We start from the raw sequence: 22707 nt of genomic DNA, 5'->3' as shown, positions 1-22707 counted from the left end.
GTGTGTGTGTGTGTTTTGTTTACACCACCCGCCGCTTGTTGGGGCTATGCCCCCCCCCCCCCGCGGCCCGCTGGCCCCCCCGGGTCCCCCGGGGGGGGGTTCCTCGTCCCTCCACACGCCTCCGGAGGACCCGATTTCGGACAAATCCGCCCCGCCGGCCAGTGAGCCCGCGGGTACCCCACGCGGCAAGGTGCGGCCCGGTGACCGCATCTTCAAGAACCTGACCACCGGCGCCGGTCTGTTCGTGGTGATCCTGATCGGTCTGATCGGGCTCTTCCTCCTCGTGCAGGCCATCCCGGCGCTGCGGGCCGACAAGGCCAGCTTCCTGTTCTCGAAGGGCTGGACGACCAACGATCCGGCCAACATGTCCTTCGGCATCCTCGATCTGCTCGAGGTGACCATCGCGACGTCGGTGGTCGCGATGATCATCGCGATGCCGGTCTCCCTGGGGATCGCGCTCTTCCTGACGCAGTACGCGCCGAAGAAGCTCGCGCGGCCGTTCGCCTACATCATCGATCTGCTGGCCGCGGTGCCGTCGATCATCTTCGGTCTCTGGGGCATTCTCGTGCTGGCACCGGCGATCGAGCCGTTCGCGCAGTGGGTGAACGACACCTTCTCCTGGATCCCGTTCTTCGCGCCCGGCAACGTCGCGCCGAGCGTGCGCGGCACGATCTTCACCGCGGGCGTGGTGCTCGCGGTGATGCTGCTGCCGATCATCACCTCGCTGACTCGCGAGGTCTTCGAGCGGACTCCGACAGCGCACATCGAGGGCGCGCTCGCGCTCGGCGCCACGCGCTGGGAGGTCATCCGCACCACCGTCCTGCCGTTCGGCAAGGCCGGGTACATCGGCGCCTCGATGCTGGGGCTCGGGCGCGCTCTGGGTGAGACCATCGCGCTCGCCGTCATCCTGCTCATCCCGGTCGGCCGCTTCTTCACCTGGAGCGTGTTCGACGGCGGTGCGACGTTCGCCTCGAAGATCGCGGCGAACTACAGCGAGTTCAACAACGCGACGTCCGCCGGTGCGTACATCGCGGCCGGGCTCGTGTTGTTCCTGCTCACCTTCATCGTCAACTTCGCGGCCCGCGCGATCATCGGGAAGAAGGGGGCATGAGCATGTCGGCTTCCACGCTCGAAAAGCCTGCCACCGCCCCGGCTTTCCAGCAGGTCAGCCTGAAACGCAAGGCGAAGAACGGGTTCGCCACCGTGCTGGTGTGGCTGTCGTTCCTCGTCGCCGTGGTGCCGCTGGTGTGGGTGCTCTACACCGTGATCGCCAACGGCATCAGGCGGATCCCGTTCTCGAACTGGTGGACCCAGGACTTCGGCGAGGTGCTCTCGGACGAGGTCGGCGGCGGTGTGCTGCACGCGATCATCGGCACCCTGCTGCAAGGCGTGGTGTGCGCGATCATCGCGGTGCCGCTGGGCATGCTCGTCGCGATCTACCTCGTCGAGTACGGCCGCGGCAAGCTCGCCAAGATCACCACGTTCATGGTGGACATCCTCTCCGGTGTTCCGTCCATTGTGGCCGCTCTGTTCATCTACGCGCTGTGGGTCACCACGCTCGGCCTGCCGCGCAGCGGGTTCGCGGTGTCGCTCGCCTTGGTGCTGCTGATGATCCCGGTGGTCGTGCGGTCCTCGGAGGAAATGCTGCGGATCGTCCCGGACGATCTGCGTGAGGCCTCGTACGCGCTCGGCGTCCCCAAGTGGAAGACGATCATGAAGATCGTGCTGCCGACCGCGTTGTCCGGCATCATCGGCGGTGTGATGATGGCGCTCGCTCGCGTCATGGGTGAGACCGCGCCCCTGCTGGTGCTGGTCGGTTATTCGGCCTTCGTGCACTGGGACATCTTCAACGGCGAACAGGCTTCGCTGCCGTTGCTGATGAACAACGAGCGCGTCACCAACTCGATGAACCCCGGCAGCGTCGGCTACGACCGGATCTGGGGCGCGGCGCTGACACTGGTGCTCATCATCGCGCTGATCAACCTGCTCGCCACGGTCTTTTCCCGCATCGTCGCCCCGAAGAAGAAGTGAGTCATGGCCAAGCGAATCGACGTCAAGGACCTGGACATCTACTACGGCAAGTTCCATGCCGTGGACAGCGTCACGCTGGCGGTGCCGCCGCGTAACGTCACCGCGTTCATCGGGCCGTCGGGGTGTGGCAAGTCGACCGTGCTGCGCACGCTGAACCGGATGCACGAGGTCATCCCCGGCGCGCGCGTCGACGGCGAAGTGCTGTTGGACGGCGAAAACATCTACGCGTCCTCTGTGGACCCCGTGCAGGTGCGCCGCACCATCGGCATGGTGTTCCAGCGGCCGAACCCGTTCCCCACCATGTCCATCAAGGACAACGTGGTGGCCGGGCTGAAGCTGGCGGGCACGAACAACCGCAAGCAGCTCGACGACATCGCCGAGCGGGCACTGCGCGGCGCGAACCTGTGGAACGAGGTCAAGGACCGGCTGAACAAGCCGGGCGGCGGCCTCTCCGGCGGGCAGCAGCAGCGGCTGTGCATCGCGCGGGCGATCGCGGTGCAGCCGGACGTGCTGCTGATGGACGAACCGTGCTCCGCGCTCGACCCGATCTCGACGCTCGCGATCGAGGACCTGATCGGCGAGCTGAAGAAGGACTACACGATCGTCATCGTCACGCACAACATGCAGCAGGCGGCGCGGGTTTCCGACCAGACGGCGTTCTTCAACCTCGCCGGGGTCGGCCAGCCGGGGCGCCTCGTGGAGCTGAACGACACGGAGAAGATCTTCTCCAACCCGAACGAGAAGGCCACCGAGGACTACATCTCGGGTCGCTTCGGCTGATCGTTCTCTTTCGGTCCGTGGGGGCCTCCTCAAGGGATTCTGGATCCCTCGAGGAGGCCCCACGTCTCTTTACCCCCAACACTTTCCGGCCGCTCCATCGATGTCCCGAAAGCGTCATTGGGGACGTTGAGCGTCGCGAACGGCACGTTCGAGACGTGCGCTCTCCACTCCATGAGCCGTACTCCGGGTCACACCGAACGCTGCGATCATCCACAAAGGACGGACGGGAGTCCTGGACGCGTCAGGCAGCCGACCTTCCGGGTACCCGAAGTGCCCGGCGAACGGCGTCGCGGAGCCAGCGGTGGGCTCCGTCGGCGGCTTGGCGGGGATGCCAGGCCATCCCGATGGTCACTGGCGGCAACGGCAGAGGGATGTCGAGGAGGCGCAGGCCGAGGGCGGTGGCGTCGGCGGTGAGGGGTGACGGAGTCGCGCCGGAGGGTGCCGCGGGGACCAGGCAGACGACGTCGCTGCGGGCGGCGAGGGCCATCGCGGCCAGATGGCTGGGGAGGACGACGGCGACCCGCCGGCGAAGGTCGTGCTCGCCCAGTGCGATGTCGAGGGGGCCGGTGAACCGGCCGCGGCGGCTGACCGCGACGTGGTCGGCGGCAGCGAGCCGGGCCGGGGTCAGGGGCTCCTCGGTCAGGGGATGACCGGGCCGTACGGCGGCCACCATTCGCAGGGTGCACAGCTTTTCGACCTGGGTTTCGGGATCGACGTGGTCGATGGAGCCGATCTCCAGGTCGATCCGGCCGTCGCGCAGCGCCGGTCCGGCCTCCAGCTCCTCGGCCCGGAACCGCAACGAGATCCCCGGCGCTTCTTGCCGGGTCAGTCGCAGCAGACCGCCTGCCAGCGCCGCACCGACCAGGTCGGCGGCCTGGAGGGTGAAGGTGCGGTGCAGGGTGGCGGGGTCGACAACGGCGCCGGGGGTGAACAGCGCTCCCAGGCTGCGCACCACCACGGCGGCTTCGTCGCGCAGGGCCTGCGCACGCGGAGTGGGGACCATGGCCTGCCCGGCCCGGACCAGGAGGGGATCTTGGAGGACGCGGCGCAGGCGGGCGAGGGTGCGGCTCATCGCTGCCGGGGAGGTGCGCAGGCGGGCGGCGGCGCGCGTGACGCTCTGCTCGGTCAGCAGGGCGTCGAGCGCGACGGCGAGATTGGCGTCGATAACCGGATCAGAGCTGTTCACCAGGGTAATTCCATTTCAGGCAATGATTACGTGCCGACATTCCTATTGTGGCATTGCCATGGTCTCAGCAGGATTCATGGCGTACCGACCGGCACGACCTACGAGGTTTTCATGATCGTCATCACTGCTCCCACGGGGAACATCGCCCGTCACCTGCTGCCCTTGCTGCTGGAGGCCGCCCCTGCCCACGGCGAGGAACTGCGGGTGATCGCACGCGACCCCGCCCGGCTCCCTGACGGGGTGCGCGAACGCGTCGAGGTGATCACCGGCTCGCACGGCGACACCGAGGTCGTCGACCGGGCCTTCGAGGGCGCGGACGCCGTCTTCTGGCTCGTCCCGCCGGACTCCTCGCTGACCCCGGCGGACGGCTGGAGCGGCTTCACCCGCCCGGCCGCGAAGGCACTCGCCGCCCACGGCGTCGGGCACGTCGTCGGCGTCTCCGCGCTCGGCCGCGGCACTCCGGTCGCCGACCGCGCCGGTCTCGTCACCGCATCCCTCGCCATGGACGACCTCATCGCGGAAACCGGCGTCGCCTACCGGGCGCTGGCCAACCCCTCCTTCTTCGAAAACCTCCTGGAGGAGGTCGATTCGATCCGCGAGAAGGGCGTCTTCGTCGACGTCGTCGACGCCGACCGCAAGGCACCCCTCGTCGCCGTCGCCGATATCGCCGCCGTCGCCGCCCGGTTGCTGCTGGACCGCTCCTGGACCGGCGTCGACGACGTCCCGGTTCTCGGGCCGCGGGACCTGTCCCCCAACGATCTGGCCCGCATCATGACCGAGCAGCTGGGCCGCCCCGTCCGCTACGAGCGCGAGCCGATCGAGGACATGCGCACCACTCTCGTCGGCTACGGCCTCAACGAAACGTTCGTCCAGGGCATCGCCGACATGAAGCAGGCCAAGGACAACGGCCTCGACGCCGGTGTCACCCGTACCGCGGACACCGCCTCTCCCACCACCTTCGAGCAGTGGTGCGCCGAAACCCTCAAGCCCGCAGTCCTGTCCTGACCCACAGCCGCCGCAGCACCGGAAAAGGAACCACCATGTCCACCGAAGAAGCCGAAGCGCCGGTGACCGCGTTCATGCTCGTCAAGACCACACCCGAATGGCTCGCGATGAGTGTCCGGGAACGAGCGGACGCCTTCACTACTCAGGTTCTCCCCGCGATCGAGGCCAAAACCACCGGTGTCCGGTCGCGCTTCTACGACACCGAGTTCTACTCCGCGCGCGTCACCGACGTCTGGGTCTGGGAAGCCGACGATCACCACGCCTACCAGCTCCTCATCGACGCGCTGCGCGAGACTCCCTTCTGGGACCGCTACTTCGAGGTCGTCGATCTGCTCGTCGGTACCGAGAACGGCTACGCCCGCACCTACGGCCTCGACCCCATGGCCACCGTCACCACCTGACACACTGCCTCGTACATGCAGCCCTTGGATCGGTTTTCCTTCTGTCACAAGGAGAGTCGGCCAAGGGCTGCGTCCATCGGACATGAAAAGGCCCGTACCCCAACGAAAACGGGGTACGGGCCGTGCCGGGAAACGGCGATCAGATGTCGTCGTCGGTGCCGTAGCCGGGCATCTTGCCGGTGACCACGAAGATCATCCGGCGGGCCACGGAAACCGCGTGGTCGGCGAAGCGCTCGTAGAAGCGGCCGAGCAGCGTCACGTCCACCGCCGCGGCGACGCCGTGCGGCCACTCGCGGTCCATCAGCACGGTGAACAGGTGGCGGTGAATGTCGTCGACCTCGTCGTCCTCGGTCTCGAGGTCCTTCGCGGCGGCGACGTCCTTGGTCTTGATGATCTGTTCCACGCGTCGCGCCAGTTTGACGTCGAGCTCGCCCATCTTGGCGAAGTCGTCGCGCACGGCGTCCGGGAGCACCGGCTCCGGGTGACGGCGCCGGGCGGCCTTCGCGACGTGCAGGGCGAGGTCGCCCATGCGCTCCAGGCTTTCCGCCGCGTGGATGGCCGCGAGCACCGTGCGCAGGTCGGTCGCCACCGGGGCCTGCAGCGCGAGCAACGCGTAGGCCTGTTCCTCGCATTCGGCGCGGGCGTCGTCGACCTTGGCGTCGTCGCCGATCACCTGCTCCGCGAGTGCGAGGTCGACCTCCAGCAGCGCACGCGTCGCGCGTTCCATGGCATCGGCCACCTGCAGTGACATTCCGGCCAGGTGATCGGCGAGCTGTTCGAGTTCGACATGGTAAGCCTCACGCATGAGGACACCCTACGGGCAAGACTGTCCGAATACCGCATCGCTGGGTGAACCCGACGTGAACCACGCCTAACGAATCCCTCGGTTCAGCCCGAGTTGCTCGTCCTCTTCGTGCCAGGTTTCGGTGTGGTACCGGACGTTCCGGTGTCCTTGCTTTCGGCCGGTGCCGATGCGTTGGGGTCGGGCAGCGGACTGTTGTCGATCAGCGCCTGGAACAACGACTTAGTCTGGCTCTGCACCAGTACCTCGTTGCCGCGCGAGTTCGCGTTCCCGGTGGTCGGCACGGTCATGAAGGTGATCTTGGACAGGTCCACCCCGCGCATCGACTTCGCCAGCGTCATCATCTGGTCGATACCCAGGTTCTCGCCGAAGGTGGCCTTCGCGAACGCGTTGATGAAGCCGCTCAGCTTCCCGGCGTTGAGCAGGACGTCCGAGGACATGACCTTCTTCAGCAGCGACGCGATGAACGTCTGCTGCCGCTTCATCCGGCCGTAGTCGGACGTCGGGTCGCCCTTGACGTGCCGCGCCCGCACATAGCTCAGCGCCTGGTCCCCGGAGATGTCGATGTCGCCGGTCTGCGAGATGACCATGCCCAGCGTGGTGTCGTCGATCGGCTTGTCGACGTGCACGTTCACCCCGTGCACGGCGTCGACCATGGCCTTGAAGCCGTTGAAGTCGATGCCGACGAAGTGGTTGATCCGCATGCCGGTGATCTGCTGGATCACCCGCGTCACGCACTGCGGGCCGCCGGCGCCGTACGCGGTGTTCAGCTTCGTGATCTTCACCGCGGGCGACTTCTCTTCGCTGTACTTGCTGGTGGCCGGATCCCACTTCGCGCACTCCGGCTGCGAGACCTCCAGGTCGCGCGGGAACGAGACCACGACCACGCGCTTACGGTCGGCGGGGATGTGCGCGATCATCACGGTGTCCGATCGGGCGCCGGGGATCGAGCTCGCGTCGCCGACGTTCTCCTCCGCGGAGGCACCGTCACGGCTGTCCGACCCGACGAGGAGGAAGTTCTCGTCGCCGGTCTGCCCGGCCGCGTTCTGGATGTCCGCCGAGTTCTCGTCGAGCGCGCTGACCTGGTTGAACTTCGCGTCGAACCACGTCTTCGCGCCCCAGGCGATACCGGTGCTGAGGAAGACGAGCAGGGCGACGATGATCGCGGCGATCCGGCCGGCCTTCAGCGTTCGCTCGTTGTGCCGCTGCTTCTTCTCCTGCAACCGGGTCTGCGGCGCCTTTTCCTGCGGGCTCGGCTGTTCCTCCGGCTCGGGCGCCGAGGAGGACGGCGCGACCACCCGCATCAGCGCGGTGCGGGTCTGCTCCAGCAACGCGGTCGGCCGGGCGGTGAGCCGATCGCGGCGTTCCCTGCGCTTGGCTTCCTCCGCCTCGAGTTCGTCGTGCGCGGCGGAGAACCGGGCGAGCGTGTGGTCGATCTTGCGCCGGTACTGCGTGGCCTCGTCGATGGCCTCCATCTCGTCGGTCATCGTCAGCGGATCCAGCGATGCCCGCGGTGGCGCTCCGGTGGCGGTCGCGGCGGCAGCGGCCGGTTTGGCCGCCTTCGTCATCCTCGTCGGCTGTTCCGCGGGTACGGGCCGGGGCCGGCGCGGTGGTGCCGGCTCGGGCGCCTTGCCGTTGGCAACGGGTGGAACGGGCGCCGGAACGGGCGGTTTCTTGCCGTTGGGGGCCGGGACCACCGCGGTCTTCCCGTTCGCGGGTGGCGGCACCGGCGCCTGGCCCGTGGCGGGCGGCGCCGGGCGCCGGGCACGGCGTGGCTGAGGAGGCGCTTGCTGGGGCGTCGCCCCGTTCGCGGGTGGCCTGCGTTCCGGCGGGGCGCCGGGCACGGGAGCGGCGGCTGTCGGACGCCGCGGGCGAGGCGGCCGCGGCGGACGCGGGGGCTCTGGCTGGGCGGGCGGCTGGTCCGGACGTGGCGCGCGAGGCGATGGCGGTGTCTGGGTGACGGCGGGACGGGGTGGTGCGACGCGGCGTCTGCGGGGTTCCGGCTCCGGCTCGGCGGCTTCGGGGCGGTGCGCGGGCGCGTCGTCCCCGGGACGGCTGCCGGGTGCGAAGGTCGGCCGTTCCCCGGTGTGCCGGGCGACGACGTCGGACACGCTGATGCCGCCGTAGGTGTCCATCGACCGGCGCCTGCCTGCCCTGCCCCGGGCGGGAGTGCCTTCCGAACGGCGACCGGTCCCCGGGGTGTTGCGCTCGTCGGGCACACGGTCTCCTTTCACACGTCCCGTAGCGGGTTTTCGTTATCGTACGGATACCCGCCGGTTGTGACGACACCCTCCCGGGAATTTCTTCACCGTCAGTCGTAAAAATGCTGGTAGCAGCGGGCGATCAGGTGAAGGTGAGGAGAGGTAAACGGGGGTAATGACCGGTTTACGTTACTCTGAGTGGGTAATTACCCGAGTGGTTTCATGGTCGCGATAGGCGACCTTATTGCGTCCTGCGCGCTTCGCCGCGTACAGCAACGTGTCCGCGCAGCGCAGTTGACGCTCGGGGGAAACAGGCCTCGCGAGGGCCGTGCCCGGCTCGTGGGCGATGCCGATGCTGACCGTCACCCGCAACCCCGGCTGAACCTCTGACCAGGGGTAACGCGCGACGCGGGCGCGCGCGGCGTCGACGATGCGGACGGCTCGCGGTGCGTCGACGCCGGGCAGCACGAGCGCGAACTCTTCGCCGCCGTAGCGGGCGCAGAACCCGCCGGGCGGCAGCTCCTCCTGCAGAAGATCGGCGACGCGACGCAGCACGCGGTCACCGACGAGGTGACCGTAAGTATCGTTCACATTCTTGAACAGGTCGAGATCGATCAGCGCGACCGCTACTTCGGGCCGCCGGTGCTGTGCGGAAATACCGTGCTGTTCGGAGAGCAGGCCGTCCAGCCACTGGTCGAGGTAGCGGCGGTTGTAGCTCGACGTCAAGGTGTCGCGCAGGCTGCCGGCGCGGGCGATGTCCAGCGCCGACCGGAGGTGCTGGTACGCGCGCCGCCAATCCCCCTGTGTCGCGAGCAGTCCGGCGATCGACTCGTGGAGGCTGAGCAGATCCCCCGGCTCCGGTGACCCCCGGAGCTCGTCCTCGGCCACCGCGCCCACCTCCGCCACCCCATGGTTGTCGACGTATAGGAGGCGGCTCTTGAGGTATCAGTACGGGGCGAAGGTGAATATCGCTCAAGTGGACGACACCCGTCCGGTAATGTCACGCAGTGGAGTTGTCGATCTCGAACGACGAAAACGGTGAGACGGCGCTGAGCTGCTCGAACTGGTCTTTCGCCCAGTAACTCACGTCAGCCTCAGGATCGTGCAGCAACCGTGCGTAGTCGGCCCATGCGAGCCATCGCCAGCCGCCGACCTCCTCGGGATTCGGTTCGGGGTCCCGGTCGGTCCACGCCACGAACACCGGGCAGAACTCGTTCTCGACGATGCCCTGGAACGGCGGTGTGCGGTAGCGGTATGACGGCAGTACGCACTGCAGCCCCGACAGCACCGGCAGGCCGATCTCGTACTCCGCCCGCCGGCGGACGGCGTCCTCGAGCGGCTCGCCCGGTGCGGGGTGACCACACACGCTGTTGGTCCAGACACCCGGCCACACCTTCTTCGACGCCGCTCGCTGGGTCAGCAGCAGCGCCTGGTCGGAGTGCCGCAGGACGTAGCAGGAGAACGCCAGGTGCAGCCGCGTGTGCTCGTGGTGGCTGGCGAGCTTCGGGCCGGTTTCGCCGGTCGGGACGCCGTCTTCGGTGACGAAGACGATCCGCTCGGTCTCCGCCGATGCGTCCTCACCGGTAGCGAGTGCTTCGGACTGGTGCTGAGTCGTCGTGTCCACGATGAACACTGAACACCGCGCTGCGCGCCGCAACCAGGGCCGGACGGGTCGTCCGTGACGTATTTCGCCCCTTCGAGTGGAAGCTGTCAGCGGGCCTTGAGGTGTTCGACGAGCAGTGTTGTCAATGCCTCCGGGGCGTCCTCCGGAACCCAGTGCGTGACGTCCTCCAGCATCTCGAACCGGTACGGCCCGCTGACCCAGTTCGCGGTGTCGAACGCGGCCGTCGAGCCGAAGGAGACGTCCTCGGTACTCCACACGTACATCGTGGGCACGGTGATCTTGCCGATCTTCCCGCCGGGACGCCCGGCGCGGTACCAGTTCAGCGCCGCGGTGAGCGCGCCCGGTTCGGACAGCCGCCGCACGTAGTCGTCGACCTTGCTCTGCGGCACCCGGCGTTCGAAGATCTCCCGCAGCGCGCGGGCGTCGTTCTCCAGCATGCGCCGCTCGGTGACCGGGGTCTGCCGCCACTCGGTCATGTAGCGCGAGCGCAGATGCTGGTCCTCGTCGGTCTTCATGGCCTCCGCGAGCGCGGCCGGATGCGGGGTCGACACGGCGGTGAGACTGCGGAGCCGCTCCGGGTGCGCGTCGGCGGTCCACCAGGCGACGGCGGCGCCCCAATCATGCCCCACGAGGTCGAACCGGTTCCAGCCGAGCTGATCCGCGATCGTCACGACGTCGCCGACCAGTGCGTCGATTCCGTACTCGGCGGGCCGCTCCGGCCGGACGTCCGGCGAGTAGCCGCGCTGATCGGGTGCGACCGCGCGATAGCCGAGCACGCCCAGCGTCGCGACCTGATGTTCCCATTCGACGGCGGCCTCGGGGAATCCGTGCAGCAGCAGGACCGGACGGCCGTCCTCGGGCCCGGCGGCGATGGCGTCGAAGGAGCCGGCAGCGGTGGGGATGCTGAGGTGTTCGATCACCCCTCGAACCTACGCGCCGACGGTGAACGCCGGACGGCTGGTGCCTTACCCGGCCGTCGCCACGGCCGGGCTTTCGCGCCTCATTTCCGGGAGTGCGCCTTGACGAGGGCTCGAGCCCCCGCAGCGACACCACCGGCAGCGGAAAGCAGGCCGGGTGCCCAGGGGCCGACGAGGCAGCCGAGTGCGACAAGCCCGCCGAGAACCAGCGACAACCAGAGGGTGATCCAAAACGGGACACAGCGACCGGAAAACACCGTGAAGGCGAAACGCCACCCGGGAGGATCCGTGGGGAGCGCGCCGACCTCGTCCGCGCCGGTGCGCTCTGGACGTGTCATGGGAACATAGTGCGCTTCGCGCAAAAGCTTGCGCCAGTCACCTTAACGGTCATCACAAAAGGGTCGTTTCTTGCTACTGCTAAGCATTCTTGTGGAAGCCGGGTGCTTTTTCTGCGGACTTCCGGATCATCGGGACTTAGTGTCGCTTCGGCAGCCTTGACCAGGGGTATTGTGCGAGATCCACTGGCGTGGCGAATTCGGTAAATCGGAGTGTTCACTACTATTTGTGACGCAGATCACGTTCGCTAGTCGTGATCTTCACTGTCGTGAGCTCTGCGACGGCGAAATGGCGAACCGGGTTTCACGCGCCCATTTTCGCCGAGGTATTAACCGCCGGAATGCATGTCTTCGGCTTCGGGGACACAGTCGTCGTCCGGGTCGTCGAGCCAGCCGTGCGGCAGCGTGACCTTGCCCGGCGAGCCCTGGCGGCCGCGCGGGCCCGCCGCCGCGGTCGGGAACGGCGCGTCGTGGTCGAGCTGGGCGATCAGCTCGTCGAGCCGCTCCATGCTCGAAACCATGGCGAAGCCGCGGCGCAGTTCGGAGCCGACCGGGAAGCCCATCAGGTACCAGGCCATGTGCTTGCGGATGTCGCGCATGGCCTTGTCGTGGCCGTCATGCTCGACGAGCAGTTCGGTGTGCCTGCGCAGCACCCGGGCGACCTCGCCGAGGTTGGGCGGGGTCGGCGCCGGGCGGCCCGCGAAGGCGGCTTCGAGTTCGCCGAACAGCCACGGCCTGCCGAGGCAGCCACGCCCGACGACGACGCCGTCGCAGCCGGTCTCGGCGACCATGCGCAGCGCGTCGCCGGCGCTGAAGATGTCGCCGTTGCCGAGCACCGGGATGCTGGTGACGGCCTCCTTGAGCGCGGCGATCTTCGACCAGTCGGCCTGCCCGGAGTAGCGCTGGGCGGCGGTGCGGGCGTGCAGGCTGACCGCGGCGGCGCCCTCGGCCTCGGCGATTCGGCCCGCGTCGAGGTAGGTGAGGTGGTCGTCGTCGATGCCGACCCGGAACTTCACGGTGAACGGCACGCCGGCTTCGGCAGCCGCCTTCGCGGATTCACGGACGATGTCGGCGAACAGCTTCCGCTTGAACGGCAGCGCCGCGCCGCCGCCCTTGCGGGTCACCTTCGCGACCGGGCAGCCGAAGTTGCTGTCGATGTGGTCGGCGAGACCCTCGCCGGTGATGATCTTGACGGCCTCGCGCATGGTCTTCGGGTCGACGCCGTAGAGCTGCATGGACCTGGGGTGCTCGTCGGCCCCGAAGGTCATCATGTGCATGGTGCCGGGGTGGCGTTCGACGACCGCGCGGGCGGTGATCATCTCGCAGACGTAAATGCCCGCGCCGTACTCCTGGCAGAGCCTGCGGAAGGCGACGTTGGTGATCCCGGCCATCGGCGCGAGCACGACCGGCGGATCGACCTCGTAGGGGCCGATCTTCAGTGCGGGCTTGCTCAGGGTCGCGGTCACGCCCTCCATTGTCGCTGGTGATGTCCATCACCCGCAGGTGGGTCGACCGGTGACCGGGCCAGGCCTTCCCCGCACCACGCGTCGTAGTCGAAGGTCTCGGGGGCGGCCATCAGCGCGCGGGTGCGTTTGGCCCAGGTCGTGAGCCACGGCTCGTCGTACTTCTCCGCCTGCGCCAGTACCGCCAGCAGGTCCCGCTCGGGGGACGTGCGGTATCGCGCGCGAACGGCGTCGCCCGTGTAGATGTAGAGACAGCTCAGCAGGATTTCGCGCTGCGGGCACGACGGGTCGGCGACCAGCTCGAGCAGCAACCCCTTGTCGGTGAGGGCCAGGATGAGATCCCAGTCCTCCATGGGCTGTTCGGCGCCCGGTGTGTAGGCCCAGGCGGTGATCTCGGCCGCGGTCGGGTTCACGACGTCTTCGAATTGTGGCTCGTTTTCCATCGGCTCTCAGTGTCCGGAGTGGACGGTCGAAGGGCAACAGGTTTGCCAGGGGGGTCAGTCCCCGGTCTCCAGGATGCGGGCGCCGGGCAGGGCGATGTCGTGCAGAACCAGCCTGCTGCGCACTTCTCGCACTCCGTGTTCGCCCTTCAAAGTGGCCAGCACGCGCTCGAATTCGTCGGTGCCGGTGCAGGCGAGCCGGATCTGGTAGTCGTACTCGCCCGTGGTGCGGAAGGCCTCGACGACCTGCGGGATGGTCGCCAGGCCCCGGTGGAACTCGGCGTTGTCGTAGCCCTCGCGCAGCCGCAGGTCGCTGATCAGGATCAGTGGCCGCCCGATCGCCGCGTAGTCGAGTGCCGCGTAGTAGCCGCTGATGACGCCGGAGGAGTGCAGCCTGCGGACGCGGTCGGCGGTGGTGTTCGCCGACAGGCGGACCGCCTTGGCCAGCTCCTGATAGGTCAGCCTGCCGTCGTCGAGCAGGAGGGCGACGAGCTCGCGGTCGATGCTGTCCACAGACGTCCTCTCGTGGAAATCTCGGCGTCAAGGTGATATCACCGATAATAACTCGGCGTGCGAGTGGAAACCTCCGTGAATTCCTAGACAAAATCGGCGGGATGTCGAGCAGCATCGGGACATGTGGAAGTTCTGCTGCTGAAGGTCCTGCTCACACCCTCCCTCGTTCTGTTCGTCTCGCTGGTCCAGCGGCGCTGGGGTCATCTGCTCGGCGGTCAGCTCACCGCGCTCCCGCTCACCTCCGGTCCGTTCGTGCTGATCCTCGCCTGCACCGAAGGCGCCGAAGCCGGTCGTGTCGCGGTGCGCGGCATCCTGCTCGGCACGCCTGCCGTGCTCGTTTTCTGCCTTGCTTACGGACTGCTGGCCCGGCGCCGCGGCTGGGTCGGCTGCCTGTCCGCGTCGGCGCTCGCGACCGTTGCGACGAGTGGCCTCGTCGTGCTCCTGTCGCCTCCGTTGTGGTGCTCGCTGGTCTTCACCGCGGTCACACTCATCGGCGTGTTCCTCGCACAACGCCGGACAAGGGTGGTGACCGTGCCGCCCACGGGACCGGCCTGGGAACTCGCGGCGCGGGTCGTCATCAGCGCGGTCCTGGTGGGCGCGCTGAGCTGGACGGCGGCGAGGGTCGGCGCGGGACCCGCCGGGGTGCTGGCCACCTTCCCCGCGCTCGCGTGTGTGCTGACCGCGTTCACCCACCGGCTGGACGGCGCCGCCGCCCCCATCCAGCTGACGCGCGGGGTACTGGCCGGGGTGCCCGCGACCGTCTTGTTCTTCCTGTGTCTGCTCGGCACCTTGACCTGGCTGCCGATTGCGCTTGCCTTCGGTCTCGCGGGGCTGGTCGTGGCCGTCGCCGGTGCGCTCCTGCCGAGGTTGGCGACCGCTCGGCGCCCGTCCGTTATGGCAGTGTGAGCCCGATTGAGTAGTGCTACGGATCCGCGGGACACCGTTCGCGAACCATCCTTGCCGCATGACCACCGATCGCGACAGAATCCTCGGCCTCGCCGGGGAGATCGACGACCTGGGGCGCCGGCTGGCAGCGGTCGGTGCCGAACTACGAGCCTTCCAGGCCACCCGGACGGAAGAGCCCGCTCCGCACCAGGCGCCCGCCCCGCCGCCGGTCGCGGCGACACCCCCGATGCCACCGCCCCCGATGTACTGGCCCCCGCAGCCCACGCCGCCACAGCCCGCGTACCGGCCCGTGCCACGGCCGACGTTCATGGAGACGCTCGGCAAACAGGGCGCGGGCAGCAAGATCGTCGCCTGGGTCGGCGGCGCGGTGACCCTGCTCGGCATCGTGCTGCTGCTCGTGCTGGCCGTCCAGCGCGGCTGGCTCGGGCCGCTGCCGCGCGTGCTCGCCGGTGGCGCGTTCGGCCTCGCCCTCGTCGGGACCGGGCTGTGGCTGCACCGCAAGCCGGTCGGCCGCACCGGGGCGTTCGCGCTCGTCGGCACCGGGATCGCGACGCTCTACCTCGACGCCATCGCGGCCACGGTGCTGTACGACTTCCTGCCGTCGATCGCCGGGCTCGCGCTCGGGCTGCTCGTCACGGTCGGCGGGGTTCTCGTTGCCGTGCGGTGGAATTCGGCACTGCTGGCGACGGCCGTCGTGCTCGGCTGCGCGGTGTGCGCGCCGATGATCACCCGCGGGTTCACCCCCGAACTGGTGTTGTTCCTGCTGGTCGTCCAGGCCTCGACGGCACCGGTGCAACTGCGGCGCGAGTGGCCGTCGCTGACCATGTCCGCCGCGTTCCCGCCCATCATCGCCTCGGTGGTGAGCACCGCGCTGATCGGCTCGCCGGGCTCGTGGACGAACACCGGCGCCGCGCTCGGCGTCGCGGCGGTCGGCCTCGTGCTGGCGCTGATCGTGTTGCAGCGCAAGGAAAACGACCCGGGATCGCTGGCCATGCTCGCGACGTCGGCGGCTCCGGCGCTGATCGCGGCGCTACTGCTGCCGAAGACCGGCGCCGTCATCGTGTCGGGCGGGATCGCCTTGGCGTTGCTGGGAATCTGGGCCGCACGCCGCTGGTGGCCGGGGTACGTCGGCGACCTCGCGGGCATGGCCGGGCTGATCGCGCTCATGCAGGCGACGATGACGCAGTTCGACGGGACCGCACGCGCCGCTGCGCTGCTCGGCGAGGCTTTGTTGCTCGTCTTCCTCGCGCGCTGGAGCCGCAACCGGTTCGCGATGGCCGCGTCGGCCGGCTTCGCCGTCGTCGGCGGGCTGGTCGGGATCGTCCACGATTACTCGCCCGCGTTGCTCATGCTGTTCCGCACCCGGACGACCGGCGAACTCGTCGGCGCGCTCGTCGTGGCGGTGCTGCTGCTCGCGGTCTCGATTCTCTTGCCGTGGACGGCTTTCCGTCTCGAAGTGCTCCGCGCGCCCGCCGCGAACCTGCCGCCGTGGCTGCTCGCCGGAGTCGTCGCGCTCTACGGTGCCGCCGGGGTGGTGCTGTGCGCGACGCTGCTGGCGCTGCCCGGCCGCACCGGGTTCCTGACCGGCCACGTGCTGATCACGGTGTCGTGGACGGTGGCCGCGCTCGTCCTGCTGGTGCGCGGGATCAACGTCGTCGCGTTGCGGGTGATCGGGCTGGTGCTGGTCGGCGCCGCGGTGCTGAAGCTGGTGCTGTTCGACCTCGCGGCACTGGACGGGATGGCCAGGGTGGCGGCGTTCCTCGGCGCGGGCCTGGCGTTGCTGGTCGCCGGGGTGCGGTACGCCCGCGTCGTCCGGGAGTCGTGACCGAGACTCTGCTGCCGGGAAGACTCTGCTGCCGGAAGACTCTGTCATCGGGAAGAAACTGTCGGTGGTGTGTGGTTGGCTCTGGAAGACACCGAGACCAGGGGGTAACGGCATGACCTACCAACCCGACCCACGGCTGGCCGAGCGCGCGGCCGAGCCGATCGGCTGGCTGACCACGGTGACGCCGAAGGGGCGGCCCGCACCACGCCCGGTGTGGTTCGTCCTCGACGGCGACGACATCCTGGTGTTCAGCCAGCCGGACACGGCGAAGCTGCGGCACATCGCGGCCAACCCGGAGGTGAGCTTCCACCTCAACAGTGACAGCGGTGGCGGCGGCATCCTCGTCGTCAACGGCCGGGCCGAGGTGGACGAGGCCAAGGCGTCCGAGGCGCCCGGCTACCTCGACAAGTACGAGTCGACCTACGCCAGGATCGGCTTCGAGAACGCCGCCGCGTTCGACGCGTCGTATTCGGTGCGGATCCGGATCGTGCCCGAACGGTCTTGGGGGTTCTAGGCGGAGGTTCTAGAAGTCGACGTTCAGGCACGCCAGCCGCGCACCGGCGGTACCGGCCTTCCCGGGTTCGGTGTGGGTGTGGGTTTCGTGGATGATGACCGAGTGGGCGCGTTTGTCACCCGTGAATCCCCAGTCCACTGTGGACATGACGTAGGCGATGCCGTCCTCGTCGGTGGTGAAGTCGAGCCAGATCTCGTTCTCCGGGTTGGCGTACTCCGGGTCGACCGAGGGCTGCACCGGGTCCGGGACGTGCTGGTGGTGCGGCCCGGAGTCGGCGGGTGCCGCGCCGCAGGGCTTGGCGTGCGCGTGGGAGCCGTACTCCCGGTTGGGCACCAGGCCCTTGACGACCAGCGCGGTCTTCGTCCTCGACTTGGTGAATCCGTAAACGGTGGCTTTCGCGCCGACGGGGACGAGGTCGGGCTGGTAGGTCACGGCGGTCGCGCCGGGGGTGTAGGGGGCGAAGGTGCCGTGTGCCCGGAAGTGATGGCCATGGCCACCTTTCGCCGGGACGGCGTCGGAGGCGCCGGCGACGCCTGCCGCGGCGGTCAGCAACACGGCGGAAAGGGCAACAGGGAGGATTCGCATGCCCTCTCTTTAGCCATCAGCCGCGGGGCCACACCATGGTCATCACTCGATCGGATGACGCATTTCTGAAGAATGTACGGTCTTTACCGGGATTCGTACCACTGGTTCCGGACGGCGGTGTCCGGCGGTAGCCCGAACGCCGCGGGAGCGACCGATGCCGGATCTTCCGGTTCCCAGCCCGCGAGAACCTTGCGCGCGCCCAGCCAGGTGAACATCCGCTCGACCGAGCGCTGCAGCCCGGCGCCGTCCTGGGCGAGTTCGATATTCGAGATGTGTAAGGCGCCGTTCGAACGATCGAGTACGTAGACCATGGGCTGTCTCCGATATCCGGAGCCGATCACCAGTTCGTCGCCGATTCTGCTGAGCTTGTCGCAGGAGGCCACCAGTCCGATGCGCAGCCGGTCGCCCTCCTGCCGCGTTTCGATGACCCGTTCGGTGCAGACCCAGTGCGTGCCGGGGGCGGCCGCATCGTGAGCGACCATGCCTTGCCAGCCCTGTCTCAGGTGGGTGTCGATGATCGGCAACGTTTCGCGCGCCACCGCGTCGTCCACCGGCAGTTCGTCGATTGCCCACCAGACGGTCGCGACCACGGCGACGACGCCACCGGCGAGCGCCCACCAGCGGAGTTTCCGTCGCCGCGGCCGGAGCGTCCCGGCGGTATCCGGTTCATCCCCCACCCGTCGACCGTACCGCTGTTCATCCGGAGTTCGGCCCCCGTTGCCGGGATGGACGGCGCTCGACCGCGCGTGGTCCGTACCTTTCCGCTGGTGACAGATTCCTCCCGCCGGACCTTCCTGCGCGGCGCCGGGGTGCTCGGCGCGGGCGCCGCCGTTTCCTCACTGCCCAGCGTTCTCGGCGCCCCGGCCGCCGACGCCGCTCCGCGATCCGGCCGCCGCGACGTGGAGAGCCTCCGCTTCACGGTGGCCGTCATGCCCGACACGCAGTACCTGTTCGACACCGACCGTGGCGACGCCGCACCGGTCGAGGCGGCGCTCCGCTGGGTGCTCGACACGGATGACAACGTTGTCTTCCTTGCGCATCTCGGGGACCTCACCGAGCACGGACAGCCGGATGAGTTCGCGAAGATCAGCCGGGCCTTCGAGATCCTCGACCGCCGCCGGTTCCCGTACAGCACGTTGGCGGGCAACCATGACGTGAATTCCTCGACCGACGATCAGCGCGGTCGCACGCCGTACCTCGACGCGTTCGGGCCGCAGCGGTTCCGCCGGTCACCGGCGTATCGCGGGTCCACAAAGGACGGTTACAACAGCTACCACGTGTTCCGCGCCGCTGGACGGGAGTGGCTGTTGCTCGCGTTGGACTGGCGGCCGTCGGCCGGTGGGCTGGCCTGGGCGCGAGACGTGCTGAAGCAGCATCCGCACGCTCCGGCGATCCTGACGATCCACGAGCTGGTGGACTCCGACGGGAGCGGCGCCGCGCACCTGTCGGAGTTCGGGCAGCGGGTGTGGGACGAGCTGATCTCCGGCAACGATCAGATCTTCCTCAGCCTCAACGGTCACTACTGGCCGCCGGGACGCACGGTCAAGAAGAACGCCGCCGGGCACGACGTGCATCTGCACCTCACCAACTACCAGGACCGCTACTACGGCGGCAGCGCGATGATCCGGCTGTACCAGTTCGACCTGGCGCGTGGCGTGATCGACGTCCGCACGTTCTCGCCTTGGCTGGCGGACCGGGCCGACCGGCTCACCGAGCTGGAGCGCCTGGAGGTCGAGCGCACCGGGGCGGTCGACTACTTCAGCATGGAGATCGACTTCGTCGAGCGCTTCGCCGGGTTCGCCCCGGTCCCGGTGCCGCCGGCCCGCCCGCCGCGTCAGGAACTCGTGCCGGGCACCGTCGCGTACTGGCGGTTCGAGGGTGGCGGGGACGGACAGCCGGTGCCCGAGGGCACGCCGGTGCGTGACCTGTCGGGGCAGGGCAACGACCTGGTCAGGGCGACGGTGCCGGGCAGTGGCGCAAGCGTGTTGACGTACTCTGCCCGGTTCTCGCCGCGGCAGCCGTCACGGGCGAGCCTGCGCTTCGACGGCGGGCGGAAGCCGGGGCGTGGCGCCTACCTGCGCACGGTCGGCACCGCGCCGATGAACACCGCGACCTTCCAGCGTGGTTACACCATCGAGGCGTTCGTCTGGCTGCCCGAGGACTTCCGGAACGGCGATCACGCGTGGAGCGGGCTCTTCGGCCGAGTGGGTTCGGGCGGGCAGGCGGGGAAGACCGGTGACGACCCGAAGGAGCCGGCGGCCACACTGTCCCTTTCGGACGGTGCGGCGTTCCAGTGGGCGGCCTTCCCGCTGAACCAGAACGCGATCTCGACGAACTGGGGGCACGAGCTGCCGCTCGCGAAGTGGTGGCATGTCGCCGTGGTCAACGACGGCCGCCGGACGACGGTGTACGTCGACGGCTGCGCGGTGCTGCGTAACCCCGAGACGCCCGCGATCGGTATCGCGAACCCGGGTGGCAGCTGGCTCGTCGGCGCCTCCGCCTATGACGGGGTGGTGGGGCAGAGCTTCTACGGCCTGCTCGGCGAGGTCCGGGTGGTGGACCGGCCGCTGCGGGTGCGGGAATTCCTGCTGGACTGAGCACGAAAAAAGAAGGCGCTCCGGGTGGCCGGGGCGCCCTCTTTATGCCTGGTACTTGACAAGGTGTGGACAATGAAAAGTCGGCGTGTGCTCACCTCATGAAAGGAATCTTCGCACTTCGCCGACCGATAGGCTTACTATAGCGGTTGTGAGGGGAACTTGTCAAATCAGGGGTATGACGAGGAATTGCGGGCCGAGCGAGCCCACGTCGATTTCCTCTACGGACGGCTCGACGCCGAGCGGGCGCGGGCGGCTGCCATGTTCGGCGACGCGGTCAAGGCCCAAGGTGCTTCCTCCCTTGCCGAACGGGACGGCTTCACCGCGGTCCACGCGCGCGAGCTCGGCCGGCTGAACATCGCCGACAACGGGTTGTGCTTCGGCCGCTTGGACGCCCTTTCGGGCGAACGGAGCTACATCGGGCGGATCGGGCTGTTCGACGAGGAAAACGACTACGAACCACTGCTCATGGATTGGCGTGCGCCCGCCGCGAAAGCATTCTACTGCGCGACGCCGGTGTCGCCGGATGGAATGGCGTCGCGACGGCAGTTCCGCACGCGGGGCAGGAAAATCCTCGATTTCACCGAGGAGATGCTCGGGGCCGCCGGCGAGGGCACCGGGCGGGGTGACGCGGCACTGATGGCGGCGGTCACCGCGCCGCGCGGCGAGGGAATGCGGGACATCGTCGCGACGATCCAGGCCGAGCAGGACGAGATCATCCGGCTGGAGCACGCGGGGGTGACGGTGATCGAAGGCGGGCCGGGCACCGGGAAGACGGCCGTCGCGCTGCACCGCGTCGCGTATCTGTTGTACGCCAAGCGCGAGCGGCTGTCCCGGCGCGGCGTCCTTGTCGTGGGGCCGAGTACGGGGTTCCTCGACTACATCGGCAGGGTGCTGCCGTCGCTCGGCGAGACGGACGTCGTCTTCGCGACGCCCGGTGATCTCCTGCCGGGCCTGCGGGTCGTCGCCGAGGAACGCGATCCGGAGGTGCAGCGGATCAAGGGATCGCTGGAGATGCTCGACGTCCTCGCCGCCGCGGTGGCGGCTCGGCAGGGATTGCCCGCCGAGCCGCTCGAAATCGGACTCAGCGACATCACGATCGAGTTCGACGCCGGGGTCGCCGAGGCGGCTCGGGAGAAGGCACGCGCGAGCGGGCTGCGGCACAACGAGGCCAGGGCGGTGTTCCGCGAGTGGGTACTCCGGGACCTGGCCGAACGGGCCGTGGACCGGATCGGCGCGGGCTGGCTCGGCTCCGACGATCCGGCGCTCCTCGCGTCGATCCCCGCCGAAATGCTGCGCGAACTGGACCGGGACGCGCAGGGGACGGGGGGACTCACCGCGGTGCGGGAGGACCTGCTCGCCCACACCCGGCTCGAACTCGAGGCACACGATCGGCTGATGGCCGAGCTCGACCGGCTGTGGCCGGTGCTGACGCCGCGGCGGCTGCTGGCGGATCTCTTCGGTTCGGCCGAACGGATCGCGGCGGCAGGGGGCGACCCGGCGCTGTTCCGCGCGCGAGGAGCGGCGTGGACGGTGTCCGACGTTCCCCTGCTCGACGAGGCGATCGAGCTCCTCGGCGAGGATCGTTCCGTGGCCGAAGCCGTCGCCGCGCAGGAGCGGCGGGACGCGGAGGAGTACGCGCAGGGCGTGCTGGACGCGGTGGCGATGGAGCGAGACGAGATCATCGACGACGAGGTCGGGCTCATCATCACCGACCTCACCGACGCGGCGGAACTGGCTGAGCGGCAGATCGAACGGGACACCCGCGATCTCGCCGAACGCGCCGTCGAGGACCGGGAGTGGACCTACGGGCACGTCGTCGTCGACGAGGCGCAGGAACTGTCCGAAATGGACTGGCGGGTGCTGATGCGGCGCTGCCCGAGCCGGTCGTTCACGATCGTCGGCGACCTGGCGCAGCGCCGGTCGGCGGCGGGCGCGACGTCGTGGGGCGCGATGCTTTCCCGCTACGTCGCGGATCGGTGGGTCTACCGCGCGCTGACGGTGAACTACCGCACGCCGTCGGAGATCATGGCCGTGGCGGCGGCCCTGCTCGCCGAGTTCGCGCCCGGCGTGCGGCCGCCGGATTCGGTGCGGGCGGCCGGGGTGCGGCCATGGGCGCGGCAGGTCGGCGCGGACGGCCTCGCCGCCGCGGTCGAGGAGTTCGTGCGTGCGGAAACACCGGGAGAAGGCACGTTCGCGGTGATCGGGCCACCGGACATTTCCGGCGTGCGGGCGCCTTCGGCGGTCAAGGGGCTGGAGTTCGACGCCGTCCTCGTCGTCGAACCGGACCGCATTCTCGCGGAGGGGCCGCGCGGCGCGGCCGAACTCTACGTCGCGCTCACCCGGGCGACGCAGCGGCTCGGTGTGCTGCACACCGGTGCTCTGCCGGACGTGCTGAACGGCTTGGCACGGCAGAAGAAACCGGTGGCCGCGGGGCATCGGCGGTTTCTGTGACCGAGGCACTGTTCCGATGATCGGAACCGGGGGGGGCCGGGGGGGCCCCCCCCCCCCCCCCCCACCCCGCCCCGGCGCGCGGCGGGCGACAGCCCCCGCCCACCCCCCACAGAGGGGCGGCGCGGGGAGAG

The 22707-nt window shown here is 69.0% G+C and carries 21 protein-coding genes; 10 read left to right on the top strand and 11 right to left on the bottom strand.

Annotation, left to right across the window (positions count from 1 at the left end):
- The first annotated feature begins 190 nt into the window (after positions 1 to 190).
- From pstC to pstB, 3 genes are read left to right on the top strand one after another with little or no spacing between them, the layout of a single operon-like run.
- A complete protein-coding gene (gene pstC / locus ACFWY9_RS03355; RefSeq protein ID WP_378327005.1) occupies positions 191 to 1111 on the top strand; it encodes a phosphate ABC transporter permease subunit PstC in 921 nt (306 codons plus the stop codon).
- Between the two features lie 2 nt (positions 1112 to 1113).
- The gene (gene pstA / locus ACFWY9_RS03350; RefSeq protein WP_378327004.1) at positions 1114 to 2031 is read left to right on the top strand and encodes a phosphate ABC transporter permease PstA; all 918 of its coding nucleotides are present in this window, start codon (positions 1114 to 1116) and stop codon (positions 2029 to 2031) included.
- A 3-nt stretch (positions 2032 to 2034) separates the two neighbouring features.
- The gene (pstB, locus tag ACFWY9_RS03345; protein WP_378338031.1) at positions 2035 to 2811 is read left to right on the top strand and encodes a phosphate ABC transporter ATP-binding protein PstB; all 777 of its coding nucleotides are present in this window, start codon (positions 2035 to 2037) and stop codon (positions 2809 to 2811) included.
- Between the two features lie 241 nt (positions 2812 to 3052).
- Here the strand turns inward: pstB and ACFWY9_RS03340 are convergent, their stop codons facing one another.
- Positions 3053 to 3997 carry a LysR family transcriptional regulator gene (locus tag ACFWY9_RS03340; protein ID WP_378338030.1) on the bottom strand — a complete coding sequence of 315 codons (945 nt, stop codon included), beginning with the start codon at positions 3995 to 3997 and terminating at the stop codon, positions 3053 to 3055.
- A gap of 111 nt (positions 3998 to 4108) precedes the next feature.
- Between ACFWY9_RS03340 and ACFWY9_RS03335 the strand changes: the two genes are divergently transcribed.
- Positions 4109 to 5002, top strand: a complete 894-nt coding sequence (locus ACFWY9_RS03335; protein WP_378338029.1) for an NAD(P)H-binding protein — start codon at positions 4109 to 4111, stop codon at positions 5000 to 5002.
- A gap of 35 nt (positions 5003 to 5037) precedes the next feature.
- Positions 5038 to 5403: a darcynin family protein gene (locus ACFWY9_RS03330; protein ID WP_378326957.1), complete on the top strand. Its 366-nt coding sequence runs from the start codon at positions 5038 to 5040 to the stop codon at positions 5401 to 5403.
- Positions 5404 to 5542: 139 nt separating this feature from the next.
- Here the strand turns inward: ACFWY9_RS03330 and phoU are convergent, their stop codons facing one another.
- The 8 genes from phoU to ACFWY9_RS03290 all read right to left on the bottom strand — a co-directional run bounded on the left by phoU (position 5543) and on the right by ACFWY9_RS03290 (position 13698).
- Positions 5543 to 6208 (bottom strand): phosphate signaling complex protein PhoU, encoded by a 666-nt coding sequence (phoU, locus tag ACFWY9_RS03325; RefSeq protein WP_378326956.1) that lies wholly within the window; start codon positions 6206 to 6208, stop codon positions 5543 to 5545.
- Between the two features lie 83 nt (positions 6209 to 6291).
- Positions 6292 to 7692 (bottom strand): LCP family protein, encoded by a 1401-nt coding sequence (locus ACFWY9_RS03320; protein ID WP_378338061.1) that lies wholly within the window; start codon positions 7690 to 7692, stop codon positions 6292 to 6294.
- A 903-nt stretch (positions 7693 to 8595) separates the two neighbouring features.
- The gene (locus tag ACFWY9_RS03315; protein ID WP_378326955.1) at positions 8596 to 9312 is read right to left on the bottom strand and encodes a GGDEF domain-containing protein; all 717 of its coding nucleotides are present in this window, start codon (positions 9310 to 9312) and stop codon (positions 8596 to 8598) included.
- A 94-nt stretch (positions 9313 to 9406) separates the two neighbouring features.
- Positions 9407 to 10030, bottom strand: coding sequence for an isopentenyl-diphosphate Delta-isomerase (gene idi, locus ACFWY9_RS03310; RefSeq protein WP_378338028.1), 624 nt, complete (start codon positions 10028 to 10030; stop codon positions 9407 to 9409).
- An 86-nt stretch (positions 10031 to 10116) separates the two neighbouring features.
- The gene (locus tag ACFWY9_RS03305) at positions 10117 to 10950 is read right to left on the bottom strand and encodes an alpha/beta fold hydrolase (RefSeq protein WP_378338027.1); all 834 of its coding nucleotides are present in this window, start codon (positions 10948 to 10950) and stop codon (positions 10117 to 10119) included.
- 661 nt (positions 10951 to 11611) lie between these two features.
- The gene (gene dusB / locus ACFWY9_RS03300; RefSeq protein ID WP_378338026.1) at positions 11612 to 12757 is read right to left on the bottom strand and encodes a tRNA dihydrouridine synthase DusB; all 1146 of its coding nucleotides are present in this window, start codon (positions 12755 to 12757) and stop codon (positions 11612 to 11614) included.
- On the bottom strand, positions 12745 to 13188 hold the full coding sequence (locus ACFWY9_RS03295; protein WP_378338025.1) for a hypothetical protein: 444 nt from the start codon (positions 13186 to 13188) through the stop codon (positions 12745 to 12747). The genes dusB and ACFWY9_RS03295 overlap by 13 nt, the downstream gene beginning before the upstream one ends.
- Before the next feature lie 54 nt (positions 13189 to 13242).
- Positions 13243 to 13698: an Lrp/AsnC family transcriptional regulator gene (locus tag ACFWY9_RS03290; RefSeq protein ID WP_378338024.1), complete on the bottom strand. Its 456-nt coding sequence runs from the start codon at positions 13696 to 13698 to the stop codon at positions 13243 to 13245.
- A 123-nt stretch (positions 13699 to 13821) separates the two neighbouring features.
- Here ACFWY9_RS03290 and ACFWY9_RS03285 point away from each other — a divergent pair, with 123 nt between their 5' ends.
- From ACFWY9_RS03285 to ACFWY9_RS03275, 3 genes are all read left to right on the top strand, one after another.
- Positions 13822 to 14604: a hypothetical protein gene (locus tag ACFWY9_RS03285; protein ID WP_378338023.1), complete on the top strand. Its 783-nt coding sequence runs from the start codon at positions 13822 to 13824 to the stop codon at positions 14602 to 14604.
- 58 nt (positions 14605 to 14662) lie between these two features.
- On the top strand, positions 14663 to 16429 hold the full coding sequence (locus ACFWY9_RS03280) for a DUF2339 domain-containing protein (RefSeq protein WP_378338022.1): 1767 nt from the start codon (positions 14663 to 14665) through the stop codon (positions 16427 to 16429).
- Positions 16430 to 16541: 112 nt separating this feature from the next.
- Positions 16542 to 16943: a TIGR03667 family PPOX class F420-dependent oxidoreductase gene (locus tag ACFWY9_RS03275; RefSeq protein WP_378326947.1), complete on the top strand. Its 402-nt coding sequence runs from the start codon at positions 16542 to 16544 to the stop codon at positions 16941 to 16943.
- Positions 16944 to 16952: 9 nt separating this feature from the next.
- Here ACFWY9_RS03275 and ACFWY9_RS03270 read toward each other — a convergent pair whose 3' ends face one another.
- Together ACFWY9_RS03270 and ACFWY9_RS03265 are read right to left on the bottom strand one after the other, a co-directional pair.
- Positions 16953 to 17528, bottom strand: a complete 576-nt coding sequence (locus ACFWY9_RS03270) for a superoxide dismutase (protein ID WP_378338021.1) — start codon at positions 17526 to 17528, stop codon at positions 16953 to 16955.
- A gap of 83 nt (positions 17529 to 17611) precedes the next feature.
- Positions 17612 to 18205: a hypothetical protein gene (locus ACFWY9_RS03265; protein ID WP_378338020.1), complete on the bottom strand. Its 594-nt coding sequence runs from the start codon at positions 18203 to 18205 to the stop codon at positions 17612 to 17614.
- Between the two features lie 90 nt (positions 18206 to 18295).
- Here ACFWY9_RS03265 and ACFWY9_RS03260 point away from each other — a divergent pair, with 90 nt between their 5' ends.
- Both ACFWY9_RS03260 and helD read left to right on the top strand, forming a co-directional pair.
- Complete coding sequence (locus ACFWY9_RS03260) at positions 18296 to 20125, top strand: LamG-like jellyroll fold domain-containing protein (RefSeq protein WP_378338019.1); 1830 nt, start codon at positions 18296 to 18298, stop codon at positions 20123 to 20125.
- Positions 20126 to 20284: 159 nt separating this feature from the next.
- The gene (helD, locus tag ACFWY9_RS03255; protein WP_378338018.1) at positions 20285 to 22576 is read left to right on the top strand and encodes an RNA polymerase recycling motor HelD; all 2292 of its coding nucleotides are present in this window, start codon (positions 20285 to 20287) and stop codon (positions 22574 to 22576) included.
- The last annotated feature ends 131 nt before the right edge of the window (positions 22577 to 22707 follow it).

The organism is Amycolatopsis sp. NPDC059027 (genome assembly GCF_042739735.1).
GTDB lineage: Bacteria > Actinomycetota > Actinomycetes > Mycobacteriales > Pseudonocardiaceae > Amycolatopsis.
This window is presented reverse-complemented; position numbering and strand designations above follow the sequence as displayed.